Genomic DNA, 23,565 nt, shown 5'->3' on the forward strand with positions numbered 1-23,565 from the left:
CGCCGGAACCGAGAGGTGAGAGCGGGGCGTGGCCGCAGGTGTTCGCGACCCCTCACAGGATTGACGAGGTCTTTGCACGTCCTGCCGATCCCGGAGCGGCGCGTGGCCGGACGGACACCCGCGCGTGGTCCTCCCGGAGCGGGGGCCGGCGACCCCCGCCCGTCGGACGGACCGGATCAGAGGCTGGGGCGGCTGCGGGGGAGACCGAGGTGGCGTTCGGCGATGATGTCGCGGAGGACCTCGCTGGCCCCGCCGTAGATCGTGGTGACCACGGCGTTGCGGAAGTCGTGCTCGAACATGCCGCCGGCGGGGGCGCCGGGGGCCTCCGGGGCCAGCAGGCCCTCGGCGCCCAGGATGTCGAGGGCCTCGCTGAAGTGGCGTTGGCCGGCCTCGCTCCAGAAGAGCTTGCGCATGGACCCCTCGGGGCCGGGGACCCCGCCCTTGGCGGCGTTCCAGTTCATCCACCGGCCGAGGAGCCGGGAGACCTCCTCCTCGACGGCGATCCTGCCGATCCGCTCGGCGACCAGCGGATCGTCCAGCACGGCGGTCCCGTCGGGACGGCGGGCCTCGCGAGCCCAGGCGGCGAGGTCGTCGGCCACTGTCCGCTCGACCGACGTGGGGCTGGAGACGCCCCGCTCGTACACCAGCGCCACCCTCATGACGCTCCAGCCCTGGTCGGCCTCGCCGATCAGGGCGGTGTCGGGGACGCGTACGCCGGTGTAGAAGGTCGCGTTGGTGACCTGGCCGCCGAGCGTGTGGATCGGCTGGACCTCAAACCCCGGGGCGTCCGTCGGTACGAGGAACAGCGACAGGCCCTTGTGCTTGGGCGCGTCCGGAGCGGTACGGGCCAGAACGAAGACGTGACTGCACACCTGCGCTGTGCTGGTGAACATCTTCTGGCCGTTGACGACCCACTCGGCCCCGTCCCGGACGGCGGTCGTCTTGGCCGCCGCCACATCCGAGCCGGAGTCCGGCTCGCTGTACCCGAGGGCGATCAGCAGCTCGCCGCGCAGCGCGGCCGGAATGTACTGGCGCTTCTGCGCCTCCGTGCCGACGTGCTGGACCGTGTGCAGCACCATGACCGTCGTCGCCCACCCGTCGAAGTGCAGGCCCAGCCGGGCGCACTCGTCGAAGACGGCGGCGGCGAATCCGGGGTCGACGTCGCCGCCGCCGTACTGCGGCGGCCAGCCGGCGGCGAGGATCCCATCACGCGCCAGCAGGGCGTGCAGCTCCATCGTCTGGTGGCAGCCGCTGCGGCGCTGCTCGTCGACCCATTCGGGCCGCACGTTGGCCTCGACCCAGGCGCGTGCCGCCTCGCGGTGCTCGGCCAGGTCGTCGGACTCCCAGAAATCCATCCTCATGCCTCCGTCGCGTCGAACAGGCGGTGCGGCAGCCGCGCGTAGGCGACCCGCCGGTCACCGGCCACCAGCGGCCACGCCTTGGCGCGCCGGAAGTACAGCTGGACGTCATATTCGAGGGTGTAGCCGTAGCCGCCGTGGAAGTGCAGGCTGTCGGACGCCGTCTTGAACGCGGTCTCCGACGCGAACAGCAGCGACATCGTGGCCAGCGTGCCGGCGGACGGCAGTCCGGCGTCGTGCGCCCACGCGGCCTTGTAGGCCAGCAGCCGGGTGCCCTCGATGGCGGTGGAGTTGTCGGCCAGCCGGTGCTGGACCGTCTGGAAGCCGGCGATGGGAACGCCGAAGGCCCGGCGGTCCAGGACGTAGTCGATGCCGAGTTCCAGCGCCCTGGACGCGATCCCCAGGAGCGCCGCACCGGTCAGCAGCTCCCAGTGGCGCACCGCGCGGCGGTGGGCGGCGACGGCCTGCGCGCCCTTCGCCAGCACGGTCACCTCGCCCGTGTCCAGGCGGCGGTCCGCGACCGGCATCGCGCCCAGGTTGGGCACCGCCCCGGCAGCCCCGGCCGGCCCGCCGGGCCCGCGGACCGCCAGCAGCTCCTCGCCGCGCAGCACGACGACCAGGTCCGCCACCGCGCCGGCCGGGACCAGGCGGGCGACGTCCCCGGTGACCGGGTGCAGCGCCACCGTCGCCAGCAGCTCACCGGCGACGGCGTCCGCCGCCGGTGTCGCCTCGCCGGGCACCGAGGTGAGCAGGGTGGTGGCGACCGCCGCCTCGATCAGCGGTACGGGCGCGAGGGAGCGTCCGAGGAACTCGGCGGCGATGGCCAGCTCCACGAACCCGGCACCGCCTCCGCCCCGGTCCTCGGGGACGGCGATCGCGGGCAGGCCCAGCTCGACCACCTTGCGCCACAGGGCGGCGTCGAAGCCGAGGGGCTCGGCCGCCCGGACGACCTCTGGAGGCGACTCCTTGTCGAAGAACTCGCGCACGGCGCCGCGCAGAGCTTCCTGATCGTCGGTGAAGTCCAGGTTCACGGATGGCCCCTTCGCAGCGTCGTCCGGCCGGTGGTCGCGCCGAGCCGCCCCGATCGTACGCGTCCGGACCCGGTCTCGGCAATGTCGATTGCGCTAAGAGATAAGCATGTTCTCAATAAAGGGCAACACGTCTCTCGGTTCTGTCTCTCGAACGGTCGCCGTCCACCGGGGGCGGGCGGGCGGTGCGGACGGCCGGTGCGGGCATGGCGGGCGGCTCGGGCCGCCGGGTCTGTGCTCACCGTTCTCGGATTGGAGTGCTTGATTGCCGCTGTGCGAGAAGGTACTTTCCATGGACCGAGAGGATGCTTGATGCGGTGCTGGACACGGTGGCGTCCGCCGACGGCACCGGCCAGGGGGTCGGCGCGCGCTGCGCCCGGCCGCCGAGGAGCCCGGCCCGGCCATGTTCGTGCAGGTGGGGAAGGTGAGCCGGCCGGGTCGCCGCACCACCGCCCTGACCCGCAGCATGGCGATCCGACCGGACCATTCACGGCCGACGGACACTCGCGTTGCGGTGTCGAAGGGAGCGGTGCAGACGGTGGACGACTTCGAGGCGCTCGACTTCTTCCGCGGTGACGAGCTCGTCGAGAACCCCTACCCGTACTTCGAGGCGCTGCGCGGGCAGTGTCCGGTACGGCGCGAACGCCACCACGGCGTGATGATGGTGACCGGGTACGACGAGGCGGTCCAGGTGTTCAACGACACCGAGACGTTCTCCTCGTGCGTCTCGGTGACCGGCCCCTTCCCCGGGTTCCCGGTGCCGCTGGAGGGCGACGACGTGACCGAGCTGATCGAGCGGCACCGCGACGAGCTGCCGATGAGCGACCAGCTTCCGACGCTCGACCCGCCCGAGCACACCAGGCACCGCGCGCTGCTGATGAAGCTGATCACCCCCCGGCGCCTGAAGGAGAACGAGGCGTCGATGTGGGAGGTCGCCGACCGGCTGCTGGACGACTTCCTGGCCGCGGGCGAGGGCGAGTTCATCGGCGAGTTCGTGGGCCCGTTCACCCTGCTGGTCATCGCCGACCTGCTCGGCGTGCCGGCGGAGGACCGCGCGGAGTTCGTCGAGGTGCTGCACCATCGGCCGCGGTCGCAGGCCGGCATCGGCAGCACCGGCGAGGACACGCTGGCGCACTCTCCGCTGGAGTTCCTGTACGCCCGGTTCACCGCCTACATCGAGGACCGCCGCCGCGAGCCCCGCGGCGACGTGCTCACCGGCCTGGCCACCGCGACGTTCCCCGACGGCTCGACGCCGGAGGTCATCGACGTCGTGCGGGTGGCCGCCAACCTGTTCGCGGCCGGCCAGGAGACCACCGTCCGGCTCATCAGCTCGGCGATCAAGCTGCTCGTCGAGCGCCCCGACCTGCAGCGGTTGCTGCGCGCCGAGCCCGACCGCATCCCCAACTTCATCGAGGAGACGCTGCGGATGGAGAGCCCGATCAAGGGCGACTTCCGGCTGTCGCGCGTGCCGACCACGGTGGGCGGGGTCGACATCCCCGCGGGCACCACGGTGATGGTGCTCAACGGGGCCGCCAACCGCGATCCGCGCCACTTCGAGGACCCGGCGACGTTCGATGTCGAGCGCAAGAACGCCCGCCACCACATCGCGTTCGGGCGCGGCATCCACACCTGCCCCGGCGCGCCCCTGGCCCGGGCCGAGGCCCGGGTGGCCCTCACCCGGCTCCTGGACCGCACGGCCGACGTCAGACTGGACGAGCGGGTGCACGGTCCCGCGGACGCCCGCCGCTTCCGGTACCTTCCGACCTACATCCTGCGGGGCCTGACCAACCTGAACCTGCAGTTCACGCCCGCGGAGGACAAGGCCCGATGAAGATCACCGTCGATGCGGACCGCTGCCGGGGCCACGGCGTCTGCTGCGCGCTGTGCCCGGAGGTGTTCGACCTGAGCGACGACGGTTACGCGGTGGTGCTGACGCCCGAGGTCCCGGCCGAGTTCCGGGAGACGGTCCGCACCGCCATGGGCCAGTGCCCCGAGCGCGCCATCGCGGAGGCCTGACACCGCCGCACGCGCCCGCCGCCCCGAGACCGTCCGCCGGAACCGCACCCGGCGGGCGGTCTCAGGCCGTCTCAGGCCGTACGGACGACGTCAGGACCCGCCGCCGCCGGCGTCGTGGCGGGGGACGATCATCATGCCGAAGTCGGAGGAGGCGATCAGCCGGCCGTCGTCGTCGGTGACCTTGCACTCGATGGTGATGAGCCGGCTGCCGACCTTGAGGACCTCGGCCCGCGCGTAGACCCGTTCGCCTCGGGCCCGTGCCAGGTACCGCACGTGCAGGTCGACGGTCACCAGGGCGTGGGTGGTCATGTCCAGCCCGCCGGCGTGGGCGGCCGCCGTGCCGGCGGCCTGGTCGATCAGCGTGGCGATGGCGCCGCCGTGCAGCCGCCCCGAACTGTTGGACGCCTGCGCGCCGATGGGCATGCACACCACGGCGTGCCGGGGGCTCATCTCGACCAGCCGCAGGTCCAGCAGCGCGCTCAGCGGCGCGGCCTGGAACATCGAGCGGATGTACTCGCGCTGGTCCTCCGGGAGGTCGGCGACGCGCGTCGTGTCGTCTCGAAGCTCGGCGGCGTCGCTCACCGGTTGACCCCTCCCACGAACCGGAACAGCACGGACCGCGTGCAGCATATCCACCCGGTCCGGCCGGGACGCCCACGGGTCTGGGCCGATATGAGTTCGCCTATCGGATCTCGTCTTTTATCCATATTGGACCCGCCGGATGTCCCTGTGGTGGGCTCTGCCCCGTGACCGTCGCTGCACCCGCTCCCGCTCCCGCACCGCCCGATCCCGCCGTGGACCCGTCCGGCCGCCGGGTGATCGTGACGGTGGTCGCGATCCAGTCCGCCGCCTGCCTGGGGTTCTTCTCCGTGATGGCGCACCTGGTCGCGCACCTGCGGCACGACCTGGGCCTGCTGGCCGGCACGGTCGGGCTGATCCTCGGGGTGCGGGTCGGCCTGCAGTACGCGCTCCTGCTGCCGGTCGGCGCGGTCACCGACCTGCTCGGCGCGCGCCGGACCGGGGCGATCGCCTGCGCCCTGCGCGCGCTGGGCTTCGTCCTGCTCGGCGGCGCCGAGAGCGTGGGCGCGCTGCTGTGCGCGGCCGTCGTCCTGGCCGCGGGCGGCGCGCTCTACAACCCCGCGGCCCAGAGCCTGCTGGCCGGCGTCGGCCCCGCCCGCCGGTCCGGCGGCTTCGCCGCCTATGTCACGGCCCAGCACATCGCGACGGTCGTGGGCCCGCCCGTGGGGCTCCTCCTCCTCTCCCTAGGGCCGGGGTTCGCGCTCCTGGCGGGAACGGCCGCCGCCATGTGGACGGTCGGTGGCGTTCTGTTCCTCCTCCTGCCGCAGAGCGGGAGGAAGCCGGCGCCCACACGCTTCCGCGACATCCTCGCGGGCGTGCGGACGGTGCTCGGCGACCGCGCGTTCCTGCTCTTCGCGCTGATGACCGCTCCCACGACGCTGCTTGCCAACCACGTCATGACCGCCGTGCCGCTGCTGGGCTTCGCTCCCGGCGCGGCGACCCTCTGCTTTTGCGTGCTGGCCGCGGTCGCCGCGGCCGCCCAGCCCTTCGTCGCCGCCGGCCGCCGGGGCGAGCGCCCGTGGGTGCTGCGCCTGGGCCTGCTGTGCGCGGCGGCGACGTTCTTCGTGCTCGCCCCGCTGGATGGTACGCAGACGGGCCCGCTGATGCTCGCAGCCGTCCTCAATGGCGTGGCGAACGGACTGGTCCAGCCGGCGATCTTCCAGCGCACCGCCCGGCACGCCCCGCCCGAGCGCTTCGGCTCGTACTACGGCGTGCTGGCGTTCTGCGCCGGCATGTTCTCCTTCGCGGGCGACCTGGTGGTCGGCCGGCTCTTCGACCTAGGCCCGGCGGGCGCGACCGTGGCCCTGATCGGGGTCGGTGCGTTCGCCCTCGCGGCCGCGGCCGGCACCCGGGGCCCGTGACGCGCGGGTGGGGCGGGTGCCCAGGTGGTCGAAAAGCCCGTCCACCCGTCATCCCGCAGGGGACTTCACCAGCAGATGACCTCGGTCACCGGGACACAGGACGTCCGGGCCGATCTCGACCGCGGGTCCGCGTCCGGCCGGGCTCACCATCCAGCGGGGACGCGCCCGGTGTCGTCCAGGACGACGATCGCGCCGTCCGCACGATCCGGCGCGATGAGAAGGGAAGCCCAGCGGTTGGCCGTTGCGATCAGTGTCGTTAGTCCGGTTGTGGCCACGATGTCAGGCTTTGGAGTCGCTGGGGCGTCCTGATTGCGGATGGTCTGAGCCGAGGGACGTGGGGCCCCGTCCCTCGGCACGGCCTCGTGATCGATCCAGATTGGATGGGGGTCTGATGAAGAGACGTTTCGTGGTCGCCCTGCTGATGACGGTAGCCCTGGTAACGGTGCCCGGGCAGCAGGCCTCGGCAGCCGCGTGCCGTCCGGCGCTGACCGGGTTCACGGCGCCCGCGGTGGCGCATGCGGGCGACGAGGTGTCCGGCGAGGTCAGCCTGAGCTGCGCGCCCGGCTCCAACGTCAAGATCTCGCTGAGGTCGGACCGGTCGTCGCTGGCCGTCCCGGCCACCGTCACCGTGCGGCGCGGGCAGACCCGCGCCGCCGTTCCGCTGACAGTCAAGCCGGTCGAGGGGCCCCAGTACACGGCGCGTGTCACCGCCGGATACAAGGGCCGGTCCCTCGCCCGGGACGTCACCGTCAACCCGGGGCTGAAGATGGTGGAGATTCCGCCCTCGACGGCTCCCAACTTCGTGAGCCTGTACATCCTGTTCACCGGGCCCGCCCCGGCCGGCGGGATGACCGTGCGGATGGCCTCCGACAACCCCGCGGTCACGGTGCCCGAAACGGAGTTCTTCCAGGAGGGGACCTACGGCGGGGGCGTGGGGGGGATTCAGGTGCGCCCGGTCACCGAGGACACCAAGGTCACCATCTCGTTCACGCTGGGCGCCCGCACGCTCACCGCGTCGAAGGTCCTCGTCCCCCCGTTCGATGGCAGCCAGAAGGTGAGCATCCACCCCGAGAACTCGGGTGGACTCTACGGGCTGCAGCACTTCGAGCAGTTCAACGTCGTGCTCGCCAATCCGGCCCCGGAGGGCGGCGTCCCCGTGCAGGTGAGCGTCGTCGACGACGACCCCGCCGTGCGGCTGGAGAGCAGCATCGGCTCCATCGGTGAGGGCGACACCAGGGGAAGCTTCTACCTCAGCACCGCCGATGTCACCAGGACGACCCGGGTGACGCTCAAGGCGACCGCTTTCCAGGCCACCGCCTTCCTGGAGATCACGATCCATCCCCGGATCACGGCGGTCACCCTGCCCGAGTCGGTCAAGAGCGGCACGTCCTTCGAGGGCACCATCACCCTCGCGGGCCCGTCCGACGTCGACACCGCGGTCTTCCTGCAGTCGAGCTGGGGAATCCTGGACGTCCCAGGCCCGATGACCATCCCCGCGGGCGCCACGTCCGCCACCTTTCAGGCGACGTCCGTCCAGGTCGACGAGCCCTCGAACGTCTTCGTCACCGCACACCTGGGCCGCACCGACATTCAGTCCAACTGGGTCACGCTGACCCCCTGACCCCTGGCCGGCCGCCGAGTTCGCGCTCGCGGCCGCGAGCGCGAACTCGGGGCCCGTGACAAACGGGTCCCACCCGGTCTTCGAGGACTGCGGCATCCCAGTGACCGGTGCCTGCACAACGTCGCCCTTCGGGGTGCCTGGGGACACGGTCCGCGGCGCTGGAACTGTCGTAGCCGCCAGGAATGATGTCGTCATGAGCGAAGCCGTTGCCTTCACCGAGATCGCTGATCAGGCCGCGTACGCGGCCGCCGTGCAGACCGCCGTCGCCGCCGCGGCCGCTTACTACGGCGACGGCGACTCGCCCTTGGACGATGACGCGTTCGACCGGCTGGTGCGCGGCATCGCCGCCTATGAGGCCGAGCACCCGGAGCAGGTGCTGCCGGACTCGCCGACCGGCAAGGTGGCCGGGGGAGCGGTGGTGGGCGACGTCCCGCACACGGTGCCGATGCTGTCGCTGGACAACGTGTTCGGGCCCGAGGGGCTGACGGCGTGGGCGGCGGGGTTGGAGCGGCGCATCGGCCGTCTGGTGGAGCGGTGGAGTGTGGAGCCAAAGCTCGACGGCCTGGCGATCTCGGCGCGGTATCGGGACGGGCGGCTGGTCCAGCTCGTCACCCGGGGGGACGGGGCGGCGGGGGAGGACGTCTCCGCGCAGGGCATCGGGATCATCGTCGGACTGCCGGAGCGGCTGGCCGAGCCGGTGACGGTGGAGCTGCGCGGTGAGGTGCTGATGACCTACGCCCAGTTCGAGGCCGCCACCGCCGCCCGTACCGCGACCGGTGCGTCGGCGTTCGCCAATCCGCGCAGCGCGGCGGCCGGGTCGCTGCGGACCAAGGAGCGGCCGTACCAGGTGGAGATGACCTTCTTCGGCTACGGCGCCCTGCCCCTGCCGGACGGTGCGGGTTTCGGGGACGGCACCGAGGCGGGGCTGGCCGAGCGGCTGCGGCGGCTGCCGCACAGCCAGATCATGGACCTGATCGCCGGCCTGGGGGTGCACACGACCGCGCGGACCCCGGTGGCCGGCGTTACCTGTACGACGGTCGAGCAGGTGCAGCAGCGGGTGGAGGAGATCGCCGCGCTGCGCGGCGAGCTGGAGTTCGGCATCGACGGCATCGTCGTCAAGGCCGACGCCGCCGAGGACCAGGCCGAGGCCGGGTTCTCCTCGCGGGCGCCCCGCTGGGCGGTCGCCTACAAGCTCCCGGCGGTGGAGAAGATCACCAAACTGGTCGCGGTGGAGTGGAACGTCGGCCGCACCGGCATCATCGCGCCCCGCGCGGTGCTGGAGCCGGTCGAGGTGGACGGCTCGGTCATCACCTATGCCACGCTGCACAACGCCGCCGACATCGCCCGGCGTGACCTGATGGTCGGCGACCACGTCACCGTCTACAAGGCCGGCGACGTCATCCCGCGCGTGGAGGCGCCGGTCGCGGGTCTGCGGACCGGCGCCGAGCAGCCGATCGTCGCGCCGCGGGCCTGCCCGCGCTGCGCGGGGGAGATCGACACCTCACAGGAACGGTGGCGGTGCGCGCGGGGCCGCGCCTGTCACGCGGTCGCCTCCATCCGCTACGCCGTCGGCCGCGACCAGCTCGACATCGAGGGCCTGGGCGAGAAGATCATCGACCAGCTCGTCGGCAACGGTCTGATCACCGATTTCGCCGACCTGTTCACCCTCACCCGCGACCAGATCCTGACGCTGGAACGGATGGGCGAGGTCAGCACCGACAACCTGCTCGCCGCGATCGAGGCCGCCAAGGCCAAGCCGCTGAACAAGGTGTTCTGCGCGCTCGGCGTGCGCGGCACCGGCCGGTCCATGTCGCGGCGCATCGCCCGGCACTTCGCCACCATGGACGCCATCCGCGCCGCCGACGACGAGGCGCTCCAGCAGGTCGAGGGCGTCGGCCCGGAGCGGGCCAGGATCCTGGTCGCCGAGATCGCCGAACTCGCCCCGCTCATCGACAAGCTGGTCGCCGCCGGGGTGACCATGACCGAGCCCGGCGCCACCGGCCCCACCGCCGCGGCGGCCGAGGACGGGGAGGACGCCGGGCGGGAACTTCCGCTGGCGGGCAGGTCGGTCGTCGTCACCGGCTCCATGACCGGCCCGCTCGCCGAGCTGTCCCGCACCCAGATGAACGAGCTCGTCGAACGTGCCGGCGGCAAGGCGTCCTCCTCGGTGTCGGCCCGCACCGCCCTGCTCGTCGCCGGGACCAAGGCCGGCTCCAAGAAGGACAAGGCCGAAAAGCTCGGCGTCCCGATCATCGACCCCGAGGAGTTCGCGAAGCTCGTCGCCGACTACCTGTGACCGCCCCGCCGAACCCGGACCACCCCCACCGAGCCGGCTGTGGCGTGCATCACCTCGACCTCATGTCACGGACGAGCGGGCCGCTTGCATCTGGTGGTCGTCAGCGACAGCCGAAGCGAGGCGGAACGATGAGCGCACAGCATGAGGGCGGCATGGCGGCCGTACACCGCGTTGTGGTCCTGGGGGCGGGTTACGCGGGCATGGCCGCGGCCATCCAGCTCGCGGCCCGGGTGAAGCGGCGCGAGGACGTGCAGGTGACGCTGGTGAATGCGCAGGAGCGGTTCACCGAGCGGATGCGGCTGCACATGACGGCGACCGGGCGGCGGCTCGCCGAGCTGAGCATCCCGGACCTGCTGGAGGGCACGGGGGCGCGGTTCGTGTGCGGCTGGGTGACGGCGGTGGACGCGGACGCGAAGAACGTGCGGATCGACGACGGCCGGGTCCTGCCCTACGACACGCTGGTGTACGCACTGGGCGGCGTGGCCGACACGGCGGCGGTGCCGGGCGCCGAGGAGCACGCCTACACCCTGGACGGCGCCCAGGACGCCGAGGTGCTGGCCGACCGGCTGGCACGGCTCGGCAGCGGCACGGTGGTGGTCGCCGGCGGCGGGCTGACCGGCGTCGAGTCGGCTGCGGAGATCGCCGAGCGGCATCCGGAGCTGGACGTCGTGCTGCTGGACCGCCGCGAACCCGGTGCGGCCATGAACCCGAAGGCCAGGGCGTACCTCCAGGCCGCGCTCGAGCGCCTGGGCGTCCGGGTGCGCGGCGGGGCCGAGGTGGTGAAGGTGCTGCCCGGCGCGGTCGAGTTGGCGGACGGGGAGAGCATCGCCGCCGACGTGGTCCTGTGGACGAGTGGGACGCGGGTGTCGCCGCTGGCGGCCGTCGCCGGGCTGACCGTCGACGAGCGCGGCCGCATCGTCACCGACGCCACGCTGCGGTCGGTGTCGCATCCGGAGGTGTACGCCGTGGGCGACGCGGCCGCGATCAGCCAGGGCTACGGCGTCATGCACGGCACCTGCCAGGGCGGCATGCCGACCGGCGTGCACGCCGCGGTGTCGATCGTCCGTGCGCTGAAGGGCAGGCGGCCCAAGCCGTTCCGCTTCGGCTACTACCACACGCCGGTGAGCCTGGGCAGGCACGACGCGGTCGTGCAGTTCACCCACCCCGACGACAGTCCCCGACGGATATGTCTGACCGGCCGCACGGCGGCCCGCTATAAGGAGATGGTGACCGCCGCGCCCTGGCCGACCTACGGCCGCATGAAGAAGATGCCCGCATCGGGTGCCTTCTGGCCTCGCGGCGGCCGCTTCACCCGGGGCCGGGAGGCGCGGTGACCCGGCCGTCCCCGGACCCTGACCAGCAGGTGTTCAACCGGCATCGCAACCTGCTGTTCTCGGTGGCCTACCGCGTCCTCGGCACCGCGGCCGACGCCGAGGACGCGGTCCAGGACGCCTGGATCAAATGGTCGGCCGCCGACCGCTCGCAGGTGGCCGACCCGAAGGCGTACCTGACGCGGATCGTGTCGAATCTGGCGCTGGCACGGCTGCGCTCCACCCGGTACAAGCGGGAGACCTATGTGGGGCCATGGCTTCCGGAGCCCATCCTCACCAGCGGTGACACGGCGGAGGCCGTCGTGGACGCCGAGTCGGTGTCGATGGCGATGCTGGTGGTGCTGGAGACGCTGAGCCCGCTCGAACGTGCGGTGTTCGTGCTGAAGGAGGTCTTCGGCTTCGGCCATGCCGAGATCGCGGAGGCGGTGGAGCGTTCCGAGGCCGCGGTGCGGCAGGCCGCGCACCGCGCCCGTGAGCATGTGCGGGCCCGGCGGCCGCGCTTCACCGTGGACCGGTCGCGGCAGCGCGAGGTCACCGAGCGGTTCTTCGCCGCCGCGGCCGGTGGCGACGTCAACGCCCTGATGGAACTGCTGTCCCCGGACGTCACCCTGTGGACCGACGGCGGCGGCAAGGTTCGCCAGGCGCTGCGTCCGGTCGTGGGCGCGCCCACGGTGGCCGCCTGGTTCGCGGCCATCGGCACCGTCGCCTACCAGGGCGTCGAGCCCGCCGACATGAACGCCGAACTCGTCGAGATCAACGGCGGGCCGGGCCTGGTGTTCAGCGGCCCGGGCCGTGTGATCGCCACTGTCACCTTCGATTTCGACGCCGACGGCCGCATCACCGCCGTCCACAACGTGGCCAACCCGGACAAGCTCCGGGCCGTCGCCGAGGGCACCGCCCACGACGTCGGGACGCGGTGAGCCCGGTACGGGGCCTGCCCTCGGGCCGACGCCCGTGCCGACGTGGGCGGCCCCTGCGGCCAGCAGGCGGCGGGGCTCCCCCGGAGGGGTGGTTAGGGTTGTGACATGCCTCGGATCGCGACCAACACCGCCGTGACACTGGACGAGTTGCTGGAATTCGTACGGCCCCGGCACCGGGCGATCCTGCTGACCTCCCGGAGCGACGGGTGGGTTCAGGGCTCGCCGGTGACCTGCGGTGTCGACGATTCCGGACGGATCGTCGTCTCCACCTACCCCGCGCGTGCCAAGACCCACAACGCCAGGCGGGACTCGCGTGTGAGCCTTCTGGTGCTGAGCGACGACTGGAACGACGCCTGGGTCCAAATCGACGGCTCGGCAGAGGTCATCGACGCGCCGGACTCGGTGGAGCCGCTGGTGGAGTACTACCGCAACATCGCGGGGGAGCACCCGGACTGGGACGAGTACCGCGCAGCGATGATCAAGCAGGGCAAGTCCATCATCCGCGTCACCCCCGAACGGTGGGGCCCGGTCGCCACCGGCGGCTTCCCGGCGAGCCTCGCGCAGGAGTGAGCGCTCCCGCGGCGGAAGCCGCGGGAACCTCCCGTGAATGCCGGCGCCGTCCGTGCCCGGCCCGCGAGGAGGCGGCCGGACACGACCGCGCGCGGTGCGCGGGTGCGCCCTGCGGGTGCTCACAGTTCCAGGACCATGCCGTCCGCCGCCACCTCCACCGACGACGATGCCAGGGCCAGGGACTGGTCGGACGTGGCGTCCAGCAGTGGATTGGTGTTGTTGAGATGCGTCAGCAGCCTCCGGCCACCGGGTAGGGCCGCCAGCCGTTCGCCGACACCGCCCGGTCCGGCGACCGGCAGATGCCCCATCACCGTCGCACGCGGCGGGGTAGGGGCGGTACGCGGCGGAGTGCGCGTGGCGCGCCGGAGTTCGTCGTCGCTCCAGAAGGTGCCGTCCGCGATCAGGACGTCCGCACCGGCCGCCGCCTTATCGAACTCCTCCGGCCAGGAGGCCAGGTTCGGCGCGTAGACCAGCCGCCGGCCGGTGACCTCGTCCTCGATCGAGTACGCCACCACCCAGTCCCGTCCGGGCAGGCCGCGCGCGTACCGGGGCCGCTTGTCCCCCAGGGACACGGCGGTGACCACCAGGCGTTCGTCCAGCCGCAGTGGATCGCCCGGTTCGACGGCATGCCAGCGGTGATCGGCGTAGGGCGCCAGGACGTCCCGCAGGGGGAAGGCACTGGACAGCGCGCCGATGACCGCCGGGGGCGCGTACACATTGAGCGGCGCTCCCTCCCGGAGGACGGCAAGGCCGATGGTGTGGTCCAGTTCCGCGCTGGACAGCAGGACGCCCCGCAACGGTGTCTCGCGGGTGCCGGGGCGTGGCGTGAGCTCCGGCGCGAGGAGTATCTGGGCGCGGACGTCGGGGGAGGCGTTGACCAGATACCAGGTGTCGCCGGTGCCGCTGACGGCCAGGCTGTCCTGGGTGCGCCAGCTCGGCGGCCCGGCGCGGCGGGCGCGGGCGCACTGCACGCAGGAGCAGTTCCACTGCGGGGAACCGCCGCCGGCCGCGGTCCCGAGGACACGGATCTTCATCGGCGCCCTACCGTCGCGGGACCATGGGCCCGGACGCGGCGTCGGGCCCGGCCTGTGCCGCCTGCGCCTGCTCCACGAGCCGGGTCACCACGGAATGGTGCGGCGACAGAGCGCAGACGGGGTCGGTGGCGCTCGCGTCGCCGAGCAGCCGCAGCGCCTGGCAGCGGCAGCCGCCGAAGTCGACCTCCCGCAGGGGGCAGCCACGGCACGGGTCCGGCATCCAGTCCGTGCCGCGGAACCGGTTGAACGACTCCGAGGAGAACCAGATCTCCGCCAGCGGCGTGCCGAGCACGTTCTCGATCGGCAGTCCCGGGATCTCCCCGGCCGCCGTGCAGGGCAGCACGTCCCCGTTCGGCCGGACCACAAGGTGCCGCCGTCCCCATCCGTGCATGCACGGCTTGGGACGGTCCTCGTACAGGTCCGGGACGACGTACACGATGCCCAGTCGGTCACCGTGGCGCTCGGCGGCGTCCCGGGCGGCGGCGCGGGACCGTTCGACCTGCTCCCGCGCCGGCAGCAGCCGGGCCTGATTGAGCGCCGCCCATCCGTAGTACTGCGTGTGGGCGAGTTCGAGCCGGTCGGCGCCCCAGCGAACGGCCAGCTCGGCCAGCTCGGCCACGCGGTCGGCGTTGTGCCGGTGCAGGACGACGTTGACGGTCAGCGGTAACCCTGCCCGCTTCACCGCGCGCGCTGCCGCCCGCTTGCGCTCGAACGACCGGGTCCCGGCGATCCGGTCGGAGCGTTCGGCCGCGGAGTCCTGGACCGAGAGCTGCACATGGTCGAGTCCCGCCTCGACCAGCGCGGCCAGGCGCCGGTCGGTCAGTCCCACCCCACTCGTCACGAGGTTGGAGTACAGCCCCACCCGGCGCGCGTGCCGGACCAGCTCGGGCAGGTCCCGGCGGGTCAGCGGCTCGCCCCCGGACAGGTGGAGTTGAAGTACTCCCAGTTCACGGGCCTCGGTGAGCACCCGGCACCACTGCTCCCCGGTCAGCTCCCGCCGGTGGTCGCCCAAGGCGACCGGGTTGGAACAGTACGGGCAGTGCAGCGGGCACCGGTAGCTCAGCTCGGCGAGCAGCCCGATCGGAGGTCTCATCTCGGCCTCAGCGGACATCCTCATCCCCCTCGAAGCGGTCCTGGTCGGCTGCCCGCGGGGACCCGTCCTCGGCCACGTGCAGGAGACGGGCGGTGACGAGCCGGGACAGCAGGGCCAGCACCTCCTCCGCGCAGACCCCGTCGTACTCGGCGTCCAGGGCGGCGACCAGGTCGGCCACCGTGGACTCGCCCGTGCAGGCGCCCAGCACCCGGGCGGCGGTCTCGTTGATCAGCAGGACGCCCTCCGGATACAGCAGCGCGTGGCTGCCGCGGACCTCGTCGAACACCAGGCGGACCCCAGAGCGGGGCCGTAACCGCGACCGCGGGCCGATCCCGGTCATCGGTCACACGCCGTGGCGTGCTCGATGGCGTCCGCCAGCGCCCACAGCACGTCGCACTTGAACGTCAGCGCGGCCAGCGCGGCCTCCTGCCGTTCCCGGGTGGCGCAGTGCCGCAGGACGATCGCGAGCGTACGGTCGCTGTCGGAGGAGACGACCGGGAGGCGCCGGGTGAAGTAGGCATGGCCCTCGGGCTTGATCCAGGGATAGTGCTTCCGGAAGGCCGCGACCCGGTCCCGCATCAGGTCCGGCGCGAACAGTTCGGTCAGCGAGGCGGCCACGCCCTCCTCCCACGGCCGCGTGCGGACGAAGTCCAGATACGCCTGGACGGCGAACCGCGCCCCGGGGGCGACGTGCCGCTCGTCCAGGACCTCCTGACGGGTGAGGCCGGCCGACTCGGCGAGCGCCAGCCAGTCCTCGATCCCGCCTTCGCCCTCGGCCGTGCCGTCGTGGAACGCGATCCGCTCCAGCCACATCCGGCGGATCTCCGGGTGCGGGCAGTTGGCGATGATGAAGGCGTTCTTCTGCGGCAGGCACTTTTGGTAGACCCAGCGGTTGGCCACCCATCCGCGGACCTCCGCCTCCGTGAGCGAGCCCTCATGAAGGCGGAGGTGGAACGGGTGCCTGTCCCAGTAGCGTGCGGACCTGGCGCGTAGGGCCGTCGTGAACTCCTCGGCGGTCAGCACCTGGGATGCACCCGGCATCGCGGGCTACCAGTCCTCGTCGCGCGGGTCGGCCGCCCAGGCGTAGGCGGTCACCTCCAGGCCGGCGTCGTACTGCTCCACGACGGGCGGCACCCACTCCTGGCGCTCGTTCGCGTCGGTGTTCATGCCGGAACCTCCTTTCGTGTCCGCGGACGGGTCTTACGACCTTCCGCGTCAGTCGAGCCGTGCCCGCACACCACATTCCGCACACCACCGCCCTTTCCATCCTTTACCGGGACAAGTGTTCATAAGGGCGCGAGCCAGACCCGGCCCGAGGCCTCTTTGGTGGCGATTGACCCGGATCCTCCTGGTCCATACGTGGCGATGTTCCCGTTACGGAAACAGCGTCTTCGACAACTCCGAGGCACACCAAGATCCTGGCGGCCGGCGTATACCGTCACCACCGGATGCGTGCCGGAGCCGTTCTCCGGACACCGCCGGGCCGTTATCCGGCGGCGAATCGCGCGGCGTAGCCGGCCAGGGCGGTGGAGACGAGCACGGCGAGCAGCCATTGGACGATCACGGCCGTGTGCAGCCGCTCCTGGGAGGACGGGTCTTTCAGGCGTGCTCGCAGCGGACCCAGGTTTGTCGCCCAGCCCAGGGCGGCGGAGGCACCGGCCAACGCGAGCACGAACCCGTAGGCGGCGGTGGCCAGCGCCGGCAGGCGCTGCAGCGCGCCGGTCAGGGGAATCGTGGCCCATGCCGCCAGCAGGGCCGTCGCCCCGGTGCGTGCGATGCGGAATCCGAGGTGCGAAGCGGTCTCGCGCGGGCCGGTCGCCCTGCGCGTCGGGTTCGGCTGTGGATTTCGGTGCGGCATGGCGCCCCCACGGTCTCCTCCAGCGACACGGCGCTGCGGAAGGTGCGCACTTCAAGCCTGACCCACCGGACGAGACGCCCATATGGCATTGCGGTTAACGGGCGTCGAACAGCGGATAGATCTTCACCAAGACACGTTTGACCGATCCGATGCCTTCATATCTCCCGGTCAAGGAACGTCAATGTGCTGTCCTCGCCCCCGATGAGGGCTACGGCGGCGGTCGCCTCCGGGGACGACCCGAACGGCGGGCGTAGGGTGGAAATCGGTTCCGGCGCAGAAGCCATCGGGGATCATGACCCGCGGCATGGGCACCGCGCTCGGCATCGCCGTGGTGACCCTGACCCTGCATCTGGCGGGCGGACGCGCCGCGCTGGCCGTGCTGACGGCCGTGGCGCTCCTGGCCGCTCTCACCGCGACCACCGCCTCCACCAGCCCTGCGCGCACCCCGCCTGATCGTTCACCGACCCCGGGGCGAAGGGAATCCGGCGGTAACGGCACGCACTGATCGCCCTCCTGACCCGGGCGCGGCCGGGTGCTCCTCGCCGCCGGCGATCGCCCGTGACGGCTCCGGCTCAGTGACCGGGCGCGCGGACCTGGTCCAAGCCGGCGCGCAGGTCGCCGGCGAGTGCGGTGGCGTCTCCGGTCTTCCAGAAATGCAGGTAGAACAGGCGAGGCTGCTCGTACAGCATGTGGTTGTGCAACTCGATGATGGTCATGCCACGCGAACGCAGGGCTTTGATCACCGGGTTGACCTGGTCGGCGGTCATGGTGAAGTCGCCGTTGACCGCGGCGCGCCCCCCGCCCAGAGGCTGGAACATCAACTGGGTGGAGGCCTCCATCAGATACGGCACCGTGGTGTGGGCGCGGGTGTCGGTGATCTTCTGGGTGACCGGGATGCGGTACTGCAGGACGCCGTTCTCGTCCTCGCCCTTGGCGCCGATGATGCGGTCCAGCGCCGCGGTGTCCAGCTTGACGGGAGGCTCCTTGCCCTCCTTCTGGTCGAGGGGGATGCCGGTCTGCGCGAGTGCGGTGTGCACGGTGCGGGCGATCTGGACGGGGTCGCCCTGGGCCCAGTAGTGCATCCACCACAGCCGCGGGGTCTCGTCCTGGATGTGCTTGTGCAGTGCGGTGATCTCCACGCCTCCGCGCTGCAGGGCGTCGGCGACCTTGTTCACCTCGGCGCCGGTGAGGGTGACCTCACCGATCATCAACGCCCTGTCGGGGGTGGTCTGGTGGAAGGAGGCTTCGGCATTCAGTTCCATCGCGGGGTTCTCCCGCACTCCGGCGTTGACGACGTGCAGGTCGGTGCGCAGCCATTCGGCGGTGTGCACGTCCTGGGCCTCGGTCTTGAGCGGCTGGCCGATGGCGCGGCCCACGGCGTTCCAGTCGATGCCACGCGGTCGCCCGGCGGCCGTACCGGCGATGGCGGCGGACGTGGTGGCCAGGGCCGCCGCACCGGCCGTGAAGGCGATCGCGGCGTGACGCCATGATCGTGTGCGAGGGGCCATCAGGGGCCTCCTGATGCGTGAACGGTGGGTTTGTCGGCGTGGTCGCCGCGGGCCGGATGCAGGCCTTGCCGGAACGGCCCGTCCCGGCCCTGGGATCATCACCGGGTAACGAATATCCGCATCGTCGGCCGTTCCCCGTTGCGGGCGACACAACCCCTGATCGTTCACAGCCGGTCACGAAGACGAGGCGGCGAAGATCAGTGGCTCACCGTACCGGCGCTCCACCCGGTGTCCGCCGGTGCCGTGGTCCGGGATCGGGTGTTTGTCCGTCGGCAACTGAGGTGGGTTAGGGTGGATTGCGAAGACTTACGTACGGCGGTCGACGTGTGAGAGGAGAGGCAGTCCACCGCAGGCTGTGTGTCGTGATGGATGTGACTCCAGCCGTGAACGGTTCCCAGGACGTCCTCGACCCGGTGGCACGGCCCGTCCCGTACGCGGCTCTGTCGGTGGATGCCTCCGGCGTCATCGTCCGGCTCAACGACGCGGCGCGCGTCCTGTTCGGGGCGGCGCCGGGGGTCTTGCTGGGCGGGGTGGCACCCGGGTGGCTGGTAGCGGCGCATGAGTCGCTGGCCGGTCATTGTCCGGACGGCGAAGCCGGCTCCTGCCCGGTGGGCGGGGCCGCACTCGACGGCGCCTTCCGCGGCTCGATCGGCGAGCGGGTCTTCGAGGCCCGGCCCATGCTGGAGGGCGAGGAGTCCGCAGGCCCGGTGTCCACGACCTGGTGGGTGATCGACATCACCGAGCAGGACCGCCTCATGCGGGAGCTGGAGGTCGAGCGGGAGCGGACCGCGTTGCTGGCCGAGGCGTCGAGCCGGTTGATGGCGTCGCTGAACCTGGAACGGTGCATGGAGGTGACCGTGCGGCTGGCCGCGCGGCACCTCGCCGATGCGGCAGTGGTGATCGCCCCGCGGAACGGGCGCGTCCATCCGGTCGCCTACTGCGGCCCCGACGGGCAGGTCGACCACCGGGAGTTGCGCATCGATCTGACCGAGGTGCCGGGGCTGGCCGAGGCGATGCAGGGGTTTCTGCCGGTGCCGTCGCGGTGGATCGACCCGTCCGCCGCGCCGGAGTGGATCGCCCGCGGGCAGATGCGGGAGCCGGGTGCGATGGTGGTGACCGCCCTGCCGGGGCACGGTACCGCGGCCGGCGCCCTGGTTCTGCTGCGCCGCGCCCGACAGGAGGCGTTCTCCGGGGACGAGGAGGTGTTCGCCCGGCTGTTCGCCGCCCGGGCGGGCGCGGCGATGTCGGCGGCCCGCATGTACGCCGAGCAGGCGGCCATCACCCGGACGCTGATGAGTGAGCTGCTGCCGCCGCGCACGAACGAGCTGGACGGGGTCGAGCTGTCGGCCCGCTACCGTCCGGCGGGGGACGGTGAACTGGTCGGCGGTGACTTCTACGACCTGTACCCGGCCGATGCGGCCGATCCCGACGGCGAGTCGCTGGTCGTGCTGGGGGACGTGTGCGGCAAGGGTCTGGAGGCCGCGGTGCTCACCGGCAAGATCCGCAACACGCTGCGGGCCCTGCTGCCCATGGCCGGCGACCACCAGCACGTTCTGGAGCTGTTGAACCAGACGATGCTGTATGCCGACACCACCCGGTTCGTCACGCTGGTCCTGGCCTCGATCCGCCGGCGGGGCACCGGCGTCCGGCTCAAGCTGACCAGCGCGGGGCACGCCGCGCCCTTGATCGTCCGGACCGACGGGAAGGTGGAGATGGCCGGAACGAAGGGATCACTGATCGGTGTCCTGGACGACATCGTCTCTACGACCGCCACCGTGGCGCTGGAGCCCGGGGATACGTGCCTGCTGTACACCGACGGCATCACCGAGGCCATCGGCGGGCCGCTGGGGAGCGAGATGTTCGGCGACGAGCGGTTGCGCGTCGAGTTGGGCCAGTGCGGCGGCATGCCGCCCGAGGCCCTGGTGGAACGGGTGCACATGCTCGCCGCAGAATGGGTGGGCTCCAGCCGGCACGACGACATGGCCACGGTCGCGATCACCGCTCCCCGGCGCTCCCGGCTCAGCGCCGTCGACGGGCATGGCCCGGACGGTACACCGCATAGGGACTCTGGAAGATTCCTCGCATGAGCGACCCGCTGCGACAGGCCGAGCCGCCCGTCGCCATGAGCACCTGGACGGACCGGCTGTGGGACGCCGTCACCGCCGGTGAGGAGTACGCCGCCGCCGACACCGCGATAGCCGCGCTGGACGACGGGATGGACATCGAGGACCTGCTGCTGGAGGTCATCGCGCCGCTGCAGGCCAGGGTGGGGCGCGAGTGGGCGGCCAACCGGATGACCGTCGCGCAGGAGCACACTGCCACGGCGGTCAACGAACGCCTGATCGCGGCGGTCGCGCACCACCCGGCCGTCCGGGAGCGGCGGGACGAACGCGCCGCCGACCGGCTCGGCCGTATCACCGTGGCGTGCATCGACGGTGAGTGGCACGCGCTGCCCGCCCGGATCGTGGCCGAGGTGCTGCGCCTGCGCGGCTGGCACGTCGACTACCTCGGCGCCCAGGTTCCCACCCCGCATCTGATCGGCCATCTGCACCGCACCGGGCCGAGCCTGGTGGCGTTGTCGTCCTCGATCGCCACCCGCCTGCCCGCCGCGCACGCCGCGATCATCGCCTGCCAGGCCACCGGCACCCCGGTCCTGGTCGGTGGAGCCGCCTACGGCCCCGCCGGCCGCTACGCCTCCCTGCTCGGCGCCGACGGCTGGGCCGGCGACGCACGCATCGCCGCCGACCGCCTGGCCGAGGCCCCGCTGCCTCCGCCGTCTCCTCCGCGCCAGGCCATCGACGACCTGCCGCACCTGGCCGACCAGGAATACACCCACATCACCCGCACGGCCACCCAACTTGTCCGGCATGTGCTGGGTCGGCTGCCCTCACACGTCCCGGTGATGGTCGACTACACCGACCGGCAGCGACGCCACACCGCCGAGGACATCGCCCACATCGTCGACTTCCTCGCCACCGCGCTCTACCTGGACGACCCTGACCTGTTCACCGGCTTCCTCACCTGGACCGCCGGCATCCTCAGCGCCCGGAACGTCCCCGCGCACAGCCTGCTGCCCGCCCTGGAACTGTTGTCAGAACAACTCGCCGACTATCCACGAGCCACCGATATGCTCACCCGCGCACACACGGCCATAACACGGCCAAGTCCCCGAACGATCGAGGCCGGCATGAGCGGTGGCCGCCTGCTGTGAGTCCAGGAAGCTGATGCGGGTTCTGTGCCGCAGCACTTCGGGCCCGTGGTGACCACGAACGGTGACCAAGCTGCTTCGGGGCCCGGGGCGGTGTCGGAGGGCGCGGCCTTCCCCGATGGTCATCCTGGGGGCCGGCCCATCTACGAGCGTGTTGTCGCCGAGGCGTACGGCGAGCTCGTGCGAGCTCTGGCCGCACTCCTGCGCTGCGCCGCCCTCGTACGGAGGGGCTCCGCCCGGCCGGTCCTCGCGGCCGGCCGGGCGGGCGGAGCCGATCAAGCCCGCCTGGCGGGCTCCGGGTCAGCCGAGAGTGGCGGTGTCGATGACGAACCGGTAGCGGACGTCGGAGGCCAGGACACGCTCGTAGGCCTCGTTGATCCGGTCCGCTGAGATCAGCTCGATGTCGGCGCCGATGTGGTGCTCCGCACAGAAGTCCAGCATCTCCTGCGTCTCGGGGATGCCGCCGATCATCGACCCGGCGTAGGAGCGCCGGGCGTTCAGCAGGGAGAACACGGTGAGGCTCAGCGGCTCGGCGGGGGCACCGACGTTGACCAAGGTGCCGTCGACCGCGAGCAGACCGAGGTAGGCGTCGACGTCGATGCGGGCGCTGACGGTGTTGACGATCAGGTCGAACCGGCCGGCGAGCCGCTCGAAGGTGTCGGGGTCGCTGGTGGCGTGGTAGTGGTCGGCCCCGAGCCGCAGGCCGTCCTCCTGCTTCTTCAGCGACTGCGAGAGCACGGTGACCTCGGCGCCCAGAGCGTGGGCGAACTTGACGGCCATGTGCCCCAGCCCGCCGAGACCGACAACGGCGACCTTCTTGCCCGGGCCGGCCCCCCAGCGGCGCAGCGGCGAGTAGGTGGTGATGCCCGCGCACAGCAGCGGCGCCGCGGCCGCGAAGTCGATGCCCTCGGGCACCGACAGGACGAAGTCGGCGTCGACGACGACATGTGTGGAGTAGCCGCCCTGCGTGATGGTGCCGTCCCGGTCGACGGCCCCATAGGTGGGCACCATCCCGTTGAGGCAGTACTGCTCGTTGCCGTTGCGGCAGTTGGTGCACTCGCCGCAGGAGTTGACCATGCAGCCGACTCCGACGCGGTCACCGGCCTGGTGCAGGGTGACGTCGGCGCCGACCTCGGTGACGATGCCGACGATTTCGTGGCCGGGGACCAGCGGGTAGGACTGGGGCCCCCAGTCGCCGTTGACGGTGTGAATGTCGGAGTGGCAGATGCCGGCGTACTTGATCTCGATGAGGACGTCGTTGGGGCCGACGTCACGCCGTTCAATGACCGTGGGGACCAACGGCTCGGCGGCGGCCGGTGCGGCGTAGGCATGAACACGCATGATGGTTGCTCCTCTGATTGGGCCCCCCGCGTACCCACCGGGCTGGAGGGGGACAGCACCCATCAAAAGAGTTGGTCAGGTGGGGAGGAAGGCACTGATGAAGGGTGTACTGGCAGGGCACCCCAGCCAGGCGGGAGGCCGCCTAGCCTGGGGAAGGTGGACAACCGCAGCCAGGTCCGTGAGTTCCTGACCTCCCGGCGCGCCAGGATCAGCCCGCAGCAGGCCGGGCTCCCCTCCTACGGCACCCGCCGGGTGCCCGGCCTACGCCGAGCCGAGGTCGCCCAGCTGGCCGGAGTGAGCGTGGAGTACTACTCCCGCCTGGAACGCGGTGACCTGTCCGGCGTCTCCGACCACGTTCTGGACGCCCTGGCCCGCGCGCTGCGGCTCAACGACGCCGAACGCACCCATCTGGAGGACCTGGCCCGCGCCGCAGGCCCCGGCTC

The 23,565-nt window shown here is 71.8% G+C and carries 22 protein-coding genes; 12 read left to right on the forward strand and 10 right to left on the reverse strand.

Features of this window, described 5'->3' with window-relative positions; all coding sequences use genetic code 11:
* Nucleotides 1-176 precede the first annotated feature (176 nt).
* The gene (locus C4U03_RS20430) at nucleotides 177-1,355 is read right to left on the reverse strand and encodes an acyl-CoA dehydrogenase family protein (RefSeq protein WP_103939405.1); all 1,179 of its coding nucleotides are present in this window, start codon (nucleotides 1,353-1,355) and stop codon (nucleotides 177-179) included.
* 2 nt (nucleotides 1,356-1,357) lie between these two features.
* Nucleotides 1,358-2,389 (reverse strand): acyl-CoA dehydrogenase family protein, encoded by a 1,032-nt coding sequence (locus tag C4U03_RS20435; RefSeq protein WP_103939406.1) that lies wholly within the window; start codon nucleotides 2,387-2,389, stop codon nucleotides 1,358-1,360.
* 511 nt (nucleotides 2,390-2,900) lie between these two features.
* On the opposite strand from C4U03_RS20435, the gene C4U03_RS20440 reads away from it, so the two are divergent.
* Together C4U03_RS20440 and C4U03_RS20445 are read left to right on the forward strand one after the other, a co-directional pair.
* Nucleotides 2,901-4,217, forward strand: coding sequence for a cytochrome P450 (locus C4U03_RS20440; RefSeq protein WP_200827348.1), 1,317 nt, complete (start codon nucleotides 2,901-2,903; stop codon nucleotides 4,215-4,217).
* Nucleotides 4,214-4,402, forward strand: coding sequence for a ferredoxin (locus tag C4U03_RS20445; protein WP_103939407.1), 189 nt, complete (start codon nucleotides 4,214-4,216; stop codon nucleotides 4,400-4,402). The genes C4U03_RS20440 and C4U03_RS20445 overlap by 4 nt, the downstream gene beginning before the upstream one ends.
* Nucleotides 4,403-4,492: 90 nt before the next feature.
* Here the strand turns inward: C4U03_RS20445 and C4U03_RS20450 are convergent, their stop codons facing one another.
* Complete coding sequence (locus C4U03_RS20450; RefSeq protein WP_103939408.1) at nucleotides 4,493-4,984, reverse strand: PaaI family thioesterase; 492 nt, start codon at nucleotides 4,982-4,984, stop codon at nucleotides 4,493-4,495.
* A gap of 164 nt (nucleotides 4,985-5,148) precedes the next feature.
* Here C4U03_RS20450 and C4U03_RS20455 point away from each other — a divergent pair, with 164 nt between their 5' ends.
* The 6 genes from C4U03_RS20455 to C4U03_RS20480 all read left to right on the forward strand — a co-directional run bounded on the left by C4U03_RS20455 (nucleotide 5,149) and on the right by C4U03_RS20480 (nucleotide 13,080).
* A complete protein-coding gene (locus C4U03_RS20455; protein WP_146087442.1) occupies nucleotides 5,149-6,342 on the forward strand; it encodes an MFS transporter in 1,194 nt (397 codons plus the stop codon).
* 391 nt (nucleotides 6,343-6,733) lie between these two features.
* Entirely contained in the window at nucleotides 6,734-7,963 is a 1,230-nt protein-coding gene (locus C4U03_RS20460; protein WP_146087443.1) for a hypothetical protein, read from the forward strand.
* 193 nt (nucleotides 7,964-8,156) lie between these two features.
* On the forward strand, nucleotides 8,157-10,259 hold the full coding sequence (gene ligA, locus C4U03_RS20465; RefSeq protein WP_103939411.1) for an NAD-dependent DNA ligase LigA: 2,103 nt from the start codon (nucleotides 8,157-8,159) through the stop codon (nucleotides 10,257-10,259).
* Nucleotides 10,260-10,387: 128 nt separating this feature from the next.
* Complete coding sequence (locus tag C4U03_RS20470) at nucleotides 10,388-11,593, forward strand: NAD(P)/FAD-dependent oxidoreductase (protein ID WP_103939412.1); 1,206 nt, start codon at nucleotides 10,388-10,390, stop codon at nucleotides 11,591-11,593.
* Entirely contained in the window at nucleotides 11,590-12,510 is a 921-nt protein-coding gene (locus tag C4U03_RS20475) for an RNA polymerase sigma-70 factor (RefSeq protein WP_103939413.1), read from the forward strand. Before C4U03_RS20470 ends, C4U03_RS20475 begins: the two co-directional genes overlap by 4 nt.
* 105 nt (nucleotides 12,511-12,615) lie before the next feature.
* The gene (locus C4U03_RS20480; RefSeq protein WP_103939414.1) at nucleotides 12,616-13,080 is read left to right on the forward strand and encodes a PPOX class F420-dependent oxidoreductase; all 465 of its coding nucleotides are present in this window, start codon (nucleotides 12,616-12,618) and stop codon (nucleotides 13,078-13,080) included.
* Between the two features lie 119 nt (nucleotides 13,081-13,199).
* Here C4U03_RS20480 and pqqB read toward each other — a convergent pair whose 3' ends face one another.
* The 5 genes from pqqB to C4U03_RS20505 form a co-directional block, all read right to left on the reverse strand.
* A complete protein-coding gene (gene pqqB, locus C4U03_RS20485) occupies nucleotides 13,200-14,114 on the reverse strand; it encodes a pyrroloquinoline quinone biosynthesis protein PqqB (protein ID WP_103939415.1) in 915 nt (304 codons plus the stop codon).
* A gap of 7 nt (nucleotides 14,115-14,121) precedes the next feature.
* Entirely contained in the window at nucleotides 14,122-15,207 is a 1,086-nt protein-coding gene (gene pqqE, locus C4U03_RS20490; protein ID WP_103939463.1) for a pyrroloquinoline quinone biosynthesis protein PqqE, read from the reverse strand.
* Nucleotides 15,208-15,214: 7 nt separating this feature from the next.
* On the reverse strand, nucleotides 15,215-15,547 hold the full coding sequence (gene pqqD / locus C4U03_RS20495) for a pyrroloquinoline quinone biosynthesis peptide chaperone PqqD (protein WP_103939416.1): 333 nt from the start codon (nucleotides 15,545-15,547) through the stop codon (nucleotides 15,215-15,217).
* The gene (pqqC, locus tag C4U03_RS20500) at nucleotides 15,544-16,248 is read right to left on the reverse strand and encodes a pyrroloquinoline-quinone synthase PqqC (protein WP_103939417.1); all 705 of its coding nucleotides are present in this window, start codon (nucleotides 16,246-16,248) and stop codon (nucleotides 15,544-15,546) included. Before pqqC ends, pqqD begins: the two co-directional genes overlap by 4 nt.
* Nucleotides 16,249-16,693: 445 nt before the next feature.
* Complete coding sequence (locus tag C4U03_RS20505; RefSeq protein ID WP_103939418.1) at nucleotides 16,694-17,065, reverse strand: hypothetical protein; 372 nt, start codon at nucleotides 17,063-17,065, stop codon at nucleotides 16,694-16,696.
* A 292-nt stretch (nucleotides 17,066-17,357) separates the two neighbouring features.
* Here C4U03_RS20505 and C4U03_RS20510 point away from each other — a divergent pair, with 292 nt between their 5' ends.
* Nucleotides 17,358-17,570 (forward strand): hypothetical protein, encoded by a 213-nt coding sequence (locus C4U03_RS20510; RefSeq protein ID WP_103939419.1) that lies wholly within the window; start codon nucleotides 17,358-17,360, stop codon nucleotides 17,568-17,570.
* A gap of 67 nt (nucleotides 17,571-17,637) precedes the next feature.
* Here the strand turns inward: C4U03_RS20510 and C4U03_RS20515 are convergent, their stop codons facing one another.
* The gene (locus C4U03_RS20515; RefSeq protein ID WP_160147043.1) at nucleotides 17,638-18,573 is read right to left on the reverse strand and encodes a DUF1259 domain-containing protein; all 936 of its coding nucleotides are present in this window, start codon (nucleotides 18,571-18,573) and stop codon (nucleotides 17,638-17,640) included.
* Between the two features lie 383 nt (nucleotides 18,574-18,956).
* Here C4U03_RS20515 and C4U03_RS20520 point away from each other — a divergent pair, with 383 nt between their 5' ends.
* Nucleotides 18,957-20,660, forward strand: coding sequence for a PP2C family protein-serine/threonine phosphatase (locus C4U03_RS20520; protein ID WP_235017996.1), 1,704 nt, complete (start codon nucleotides 18,957-18,959; stop codon nucleotides 20,658-20,660).
* Nucleotides 20,657-21,784, forward strand: a complete 1,128-nt coding sequence (locus tag C4U03_RS20525) for a cobalamin B12-binding domain-containing protein (RefSeq protein WP_103939422.1) — start codon at nucleotides 20,657-20,659, stop codon at nucleotides 21,782-21,784. Before C4U03_RS20520 ends, C4U03_RS20525 begins: the two co-directional genes overlap by 4 nt.
* 297 nt (nucleotides 21,785-22,081) lie before the next feature.
* On the opposite strand, the gene C4U03_RS20530 is transcribed toward C4U03_RS20525, so the two are convergent.
* Nucleotides 22,082-23,125, reverse strand: coding sequence for an NAD(P)-dependent alcohol dehydrogenase (locus C4U03_RS20530; RefSeq protein WP_327373228.1), 1,044 nt, complete (start codon nucleotides 23,123-23,125; stop codon nucleotides 22,082-22,084).
* A gap of 153 nt (nucleotides 23,126-23,278) precedes the next feature.
* On the opposite strand from C4U03_RS20530, the gene C4U03_RS20535 reads away from it, so the two are divergent.
* A partial coding sequence (locus C4U03_RS20535) for a helix-turn-helix domain-containing protein (protein ID WP_200827350.1) occupies nucleotides 23,279-23,565 on the forward strand: 287 nt, incomplete at its 3' end.

This window comes from Thermomonospora echinospora (genome assembly GCF_900108175.1).
GTDB classification, from domain to species: domain Bacteria; phylum Actinomycetota; class Actinomycetes; order Streptosporangiales; family Streptosporangiaceae; genus Thermomonospora; species Thermomonospora echinospora.

Excerpts from the sequence above, each read along its gene's own strand:
- C4U03_RS20480 (WP_103939414.1), top strand. The coding sequence starts at position 12,616 with ATGCCTCGGATCGCGACCAACACCGCCGTGACACTGGACGAGTTGCTG.
- C4U03_RS20445 (WP_103939407.1), top strand. The coding sequence starts at position 4,214 with ATGAAGATCACCGTCGATGCGGACCGCTGCCGGGGCCACGGCGTCTGC.
- C4U03_RS20505 (WP_103939418.1), bottom strand. The coding sequence starts at position 17,065 with ATGCCGCACCGAAATCCACAGCCGAACCCGACGCGCAGGGCGACCGGC.
- C4U03_RS20515 (WP_160147043.1), bottom strand. The coding sequence starts at position 18,573 with ATGGCCCCTCGCACACGATCATGGCGTCACGCCGCGATCGCCTTCACG.
- pqqC (WP_103939417.1), bottom strand. The coding sequence starts at position 16,248 with ATGCCGGGTGCATCCCAGGTGCTGACCGCCGAGGAGTTCACGACGGCC.
- C4U03_RS20460 (WP_146087443.1), top strand. The coding sequence starts at position 6,734 with ATGAAGAGACGTTTCGTGGTCGCCCTGCTGATGACGGTAGCCCTGGTA.
- pqqB (WP_103939415.1), bottom strand. The coding sequence starts at position 14,114 with ATGAAGATCCGTGTCCTCGGGACCGCGGCCGGCGGCGGTTCCCCGCAG.
- pqqE (WP_103939463.1), bottom strand. The coding sequence starts at position 15,207 with ATGAGACCTCCGATCGGGCTGCTCGCCGAGCTGAGCTACCGGTGCCCG.
- C4U03_RS20470 (WP_103939412.1), top strand. The coding sequence starts at position 10,388 with ATGAGCGCACAGCATGAGGGCGGCATGGCGGCCGTACACCGCGTTGTG.
- pqqD (WP_103939416.1), bottom strand. The coding sequence starts at position 15,547 with ATGACCGGGATCGGCCCGCGGTCGCGGTTACGGCCCCGCTCTGGGGTC.
- ligA (WP_103939411.1), top strand. The coding sequence starts at position 8,157 with ATGAGCGAAGCCGTTGCCTTCACCGAGATCGCTGATCAGGCCGCGTAC.
- C4U03_RS20510 (WP_103939419.1), top strand. The coding sequence starts at position 17,358 with ATGACCCGCGGCATGGGCACCGCGCTCGGCATCGCCGTGGTGACCCTG.
- C4U03_RS20525 (WP_103939422.1), top strand. The coding sequence starts at position 20,657 with ATGAGCGACCCGCTGCGACAGGCCGAGCCGCCCGTCGCCATGAGCACC.
- C4U03_RS20430 (WP_103939405.1), bottom strand. The coding sequence starts at position 1,355 with ATGGATTTCTGGGAGTCCGACGACCTGGCCGAGCACCGCGAGGCGGCA.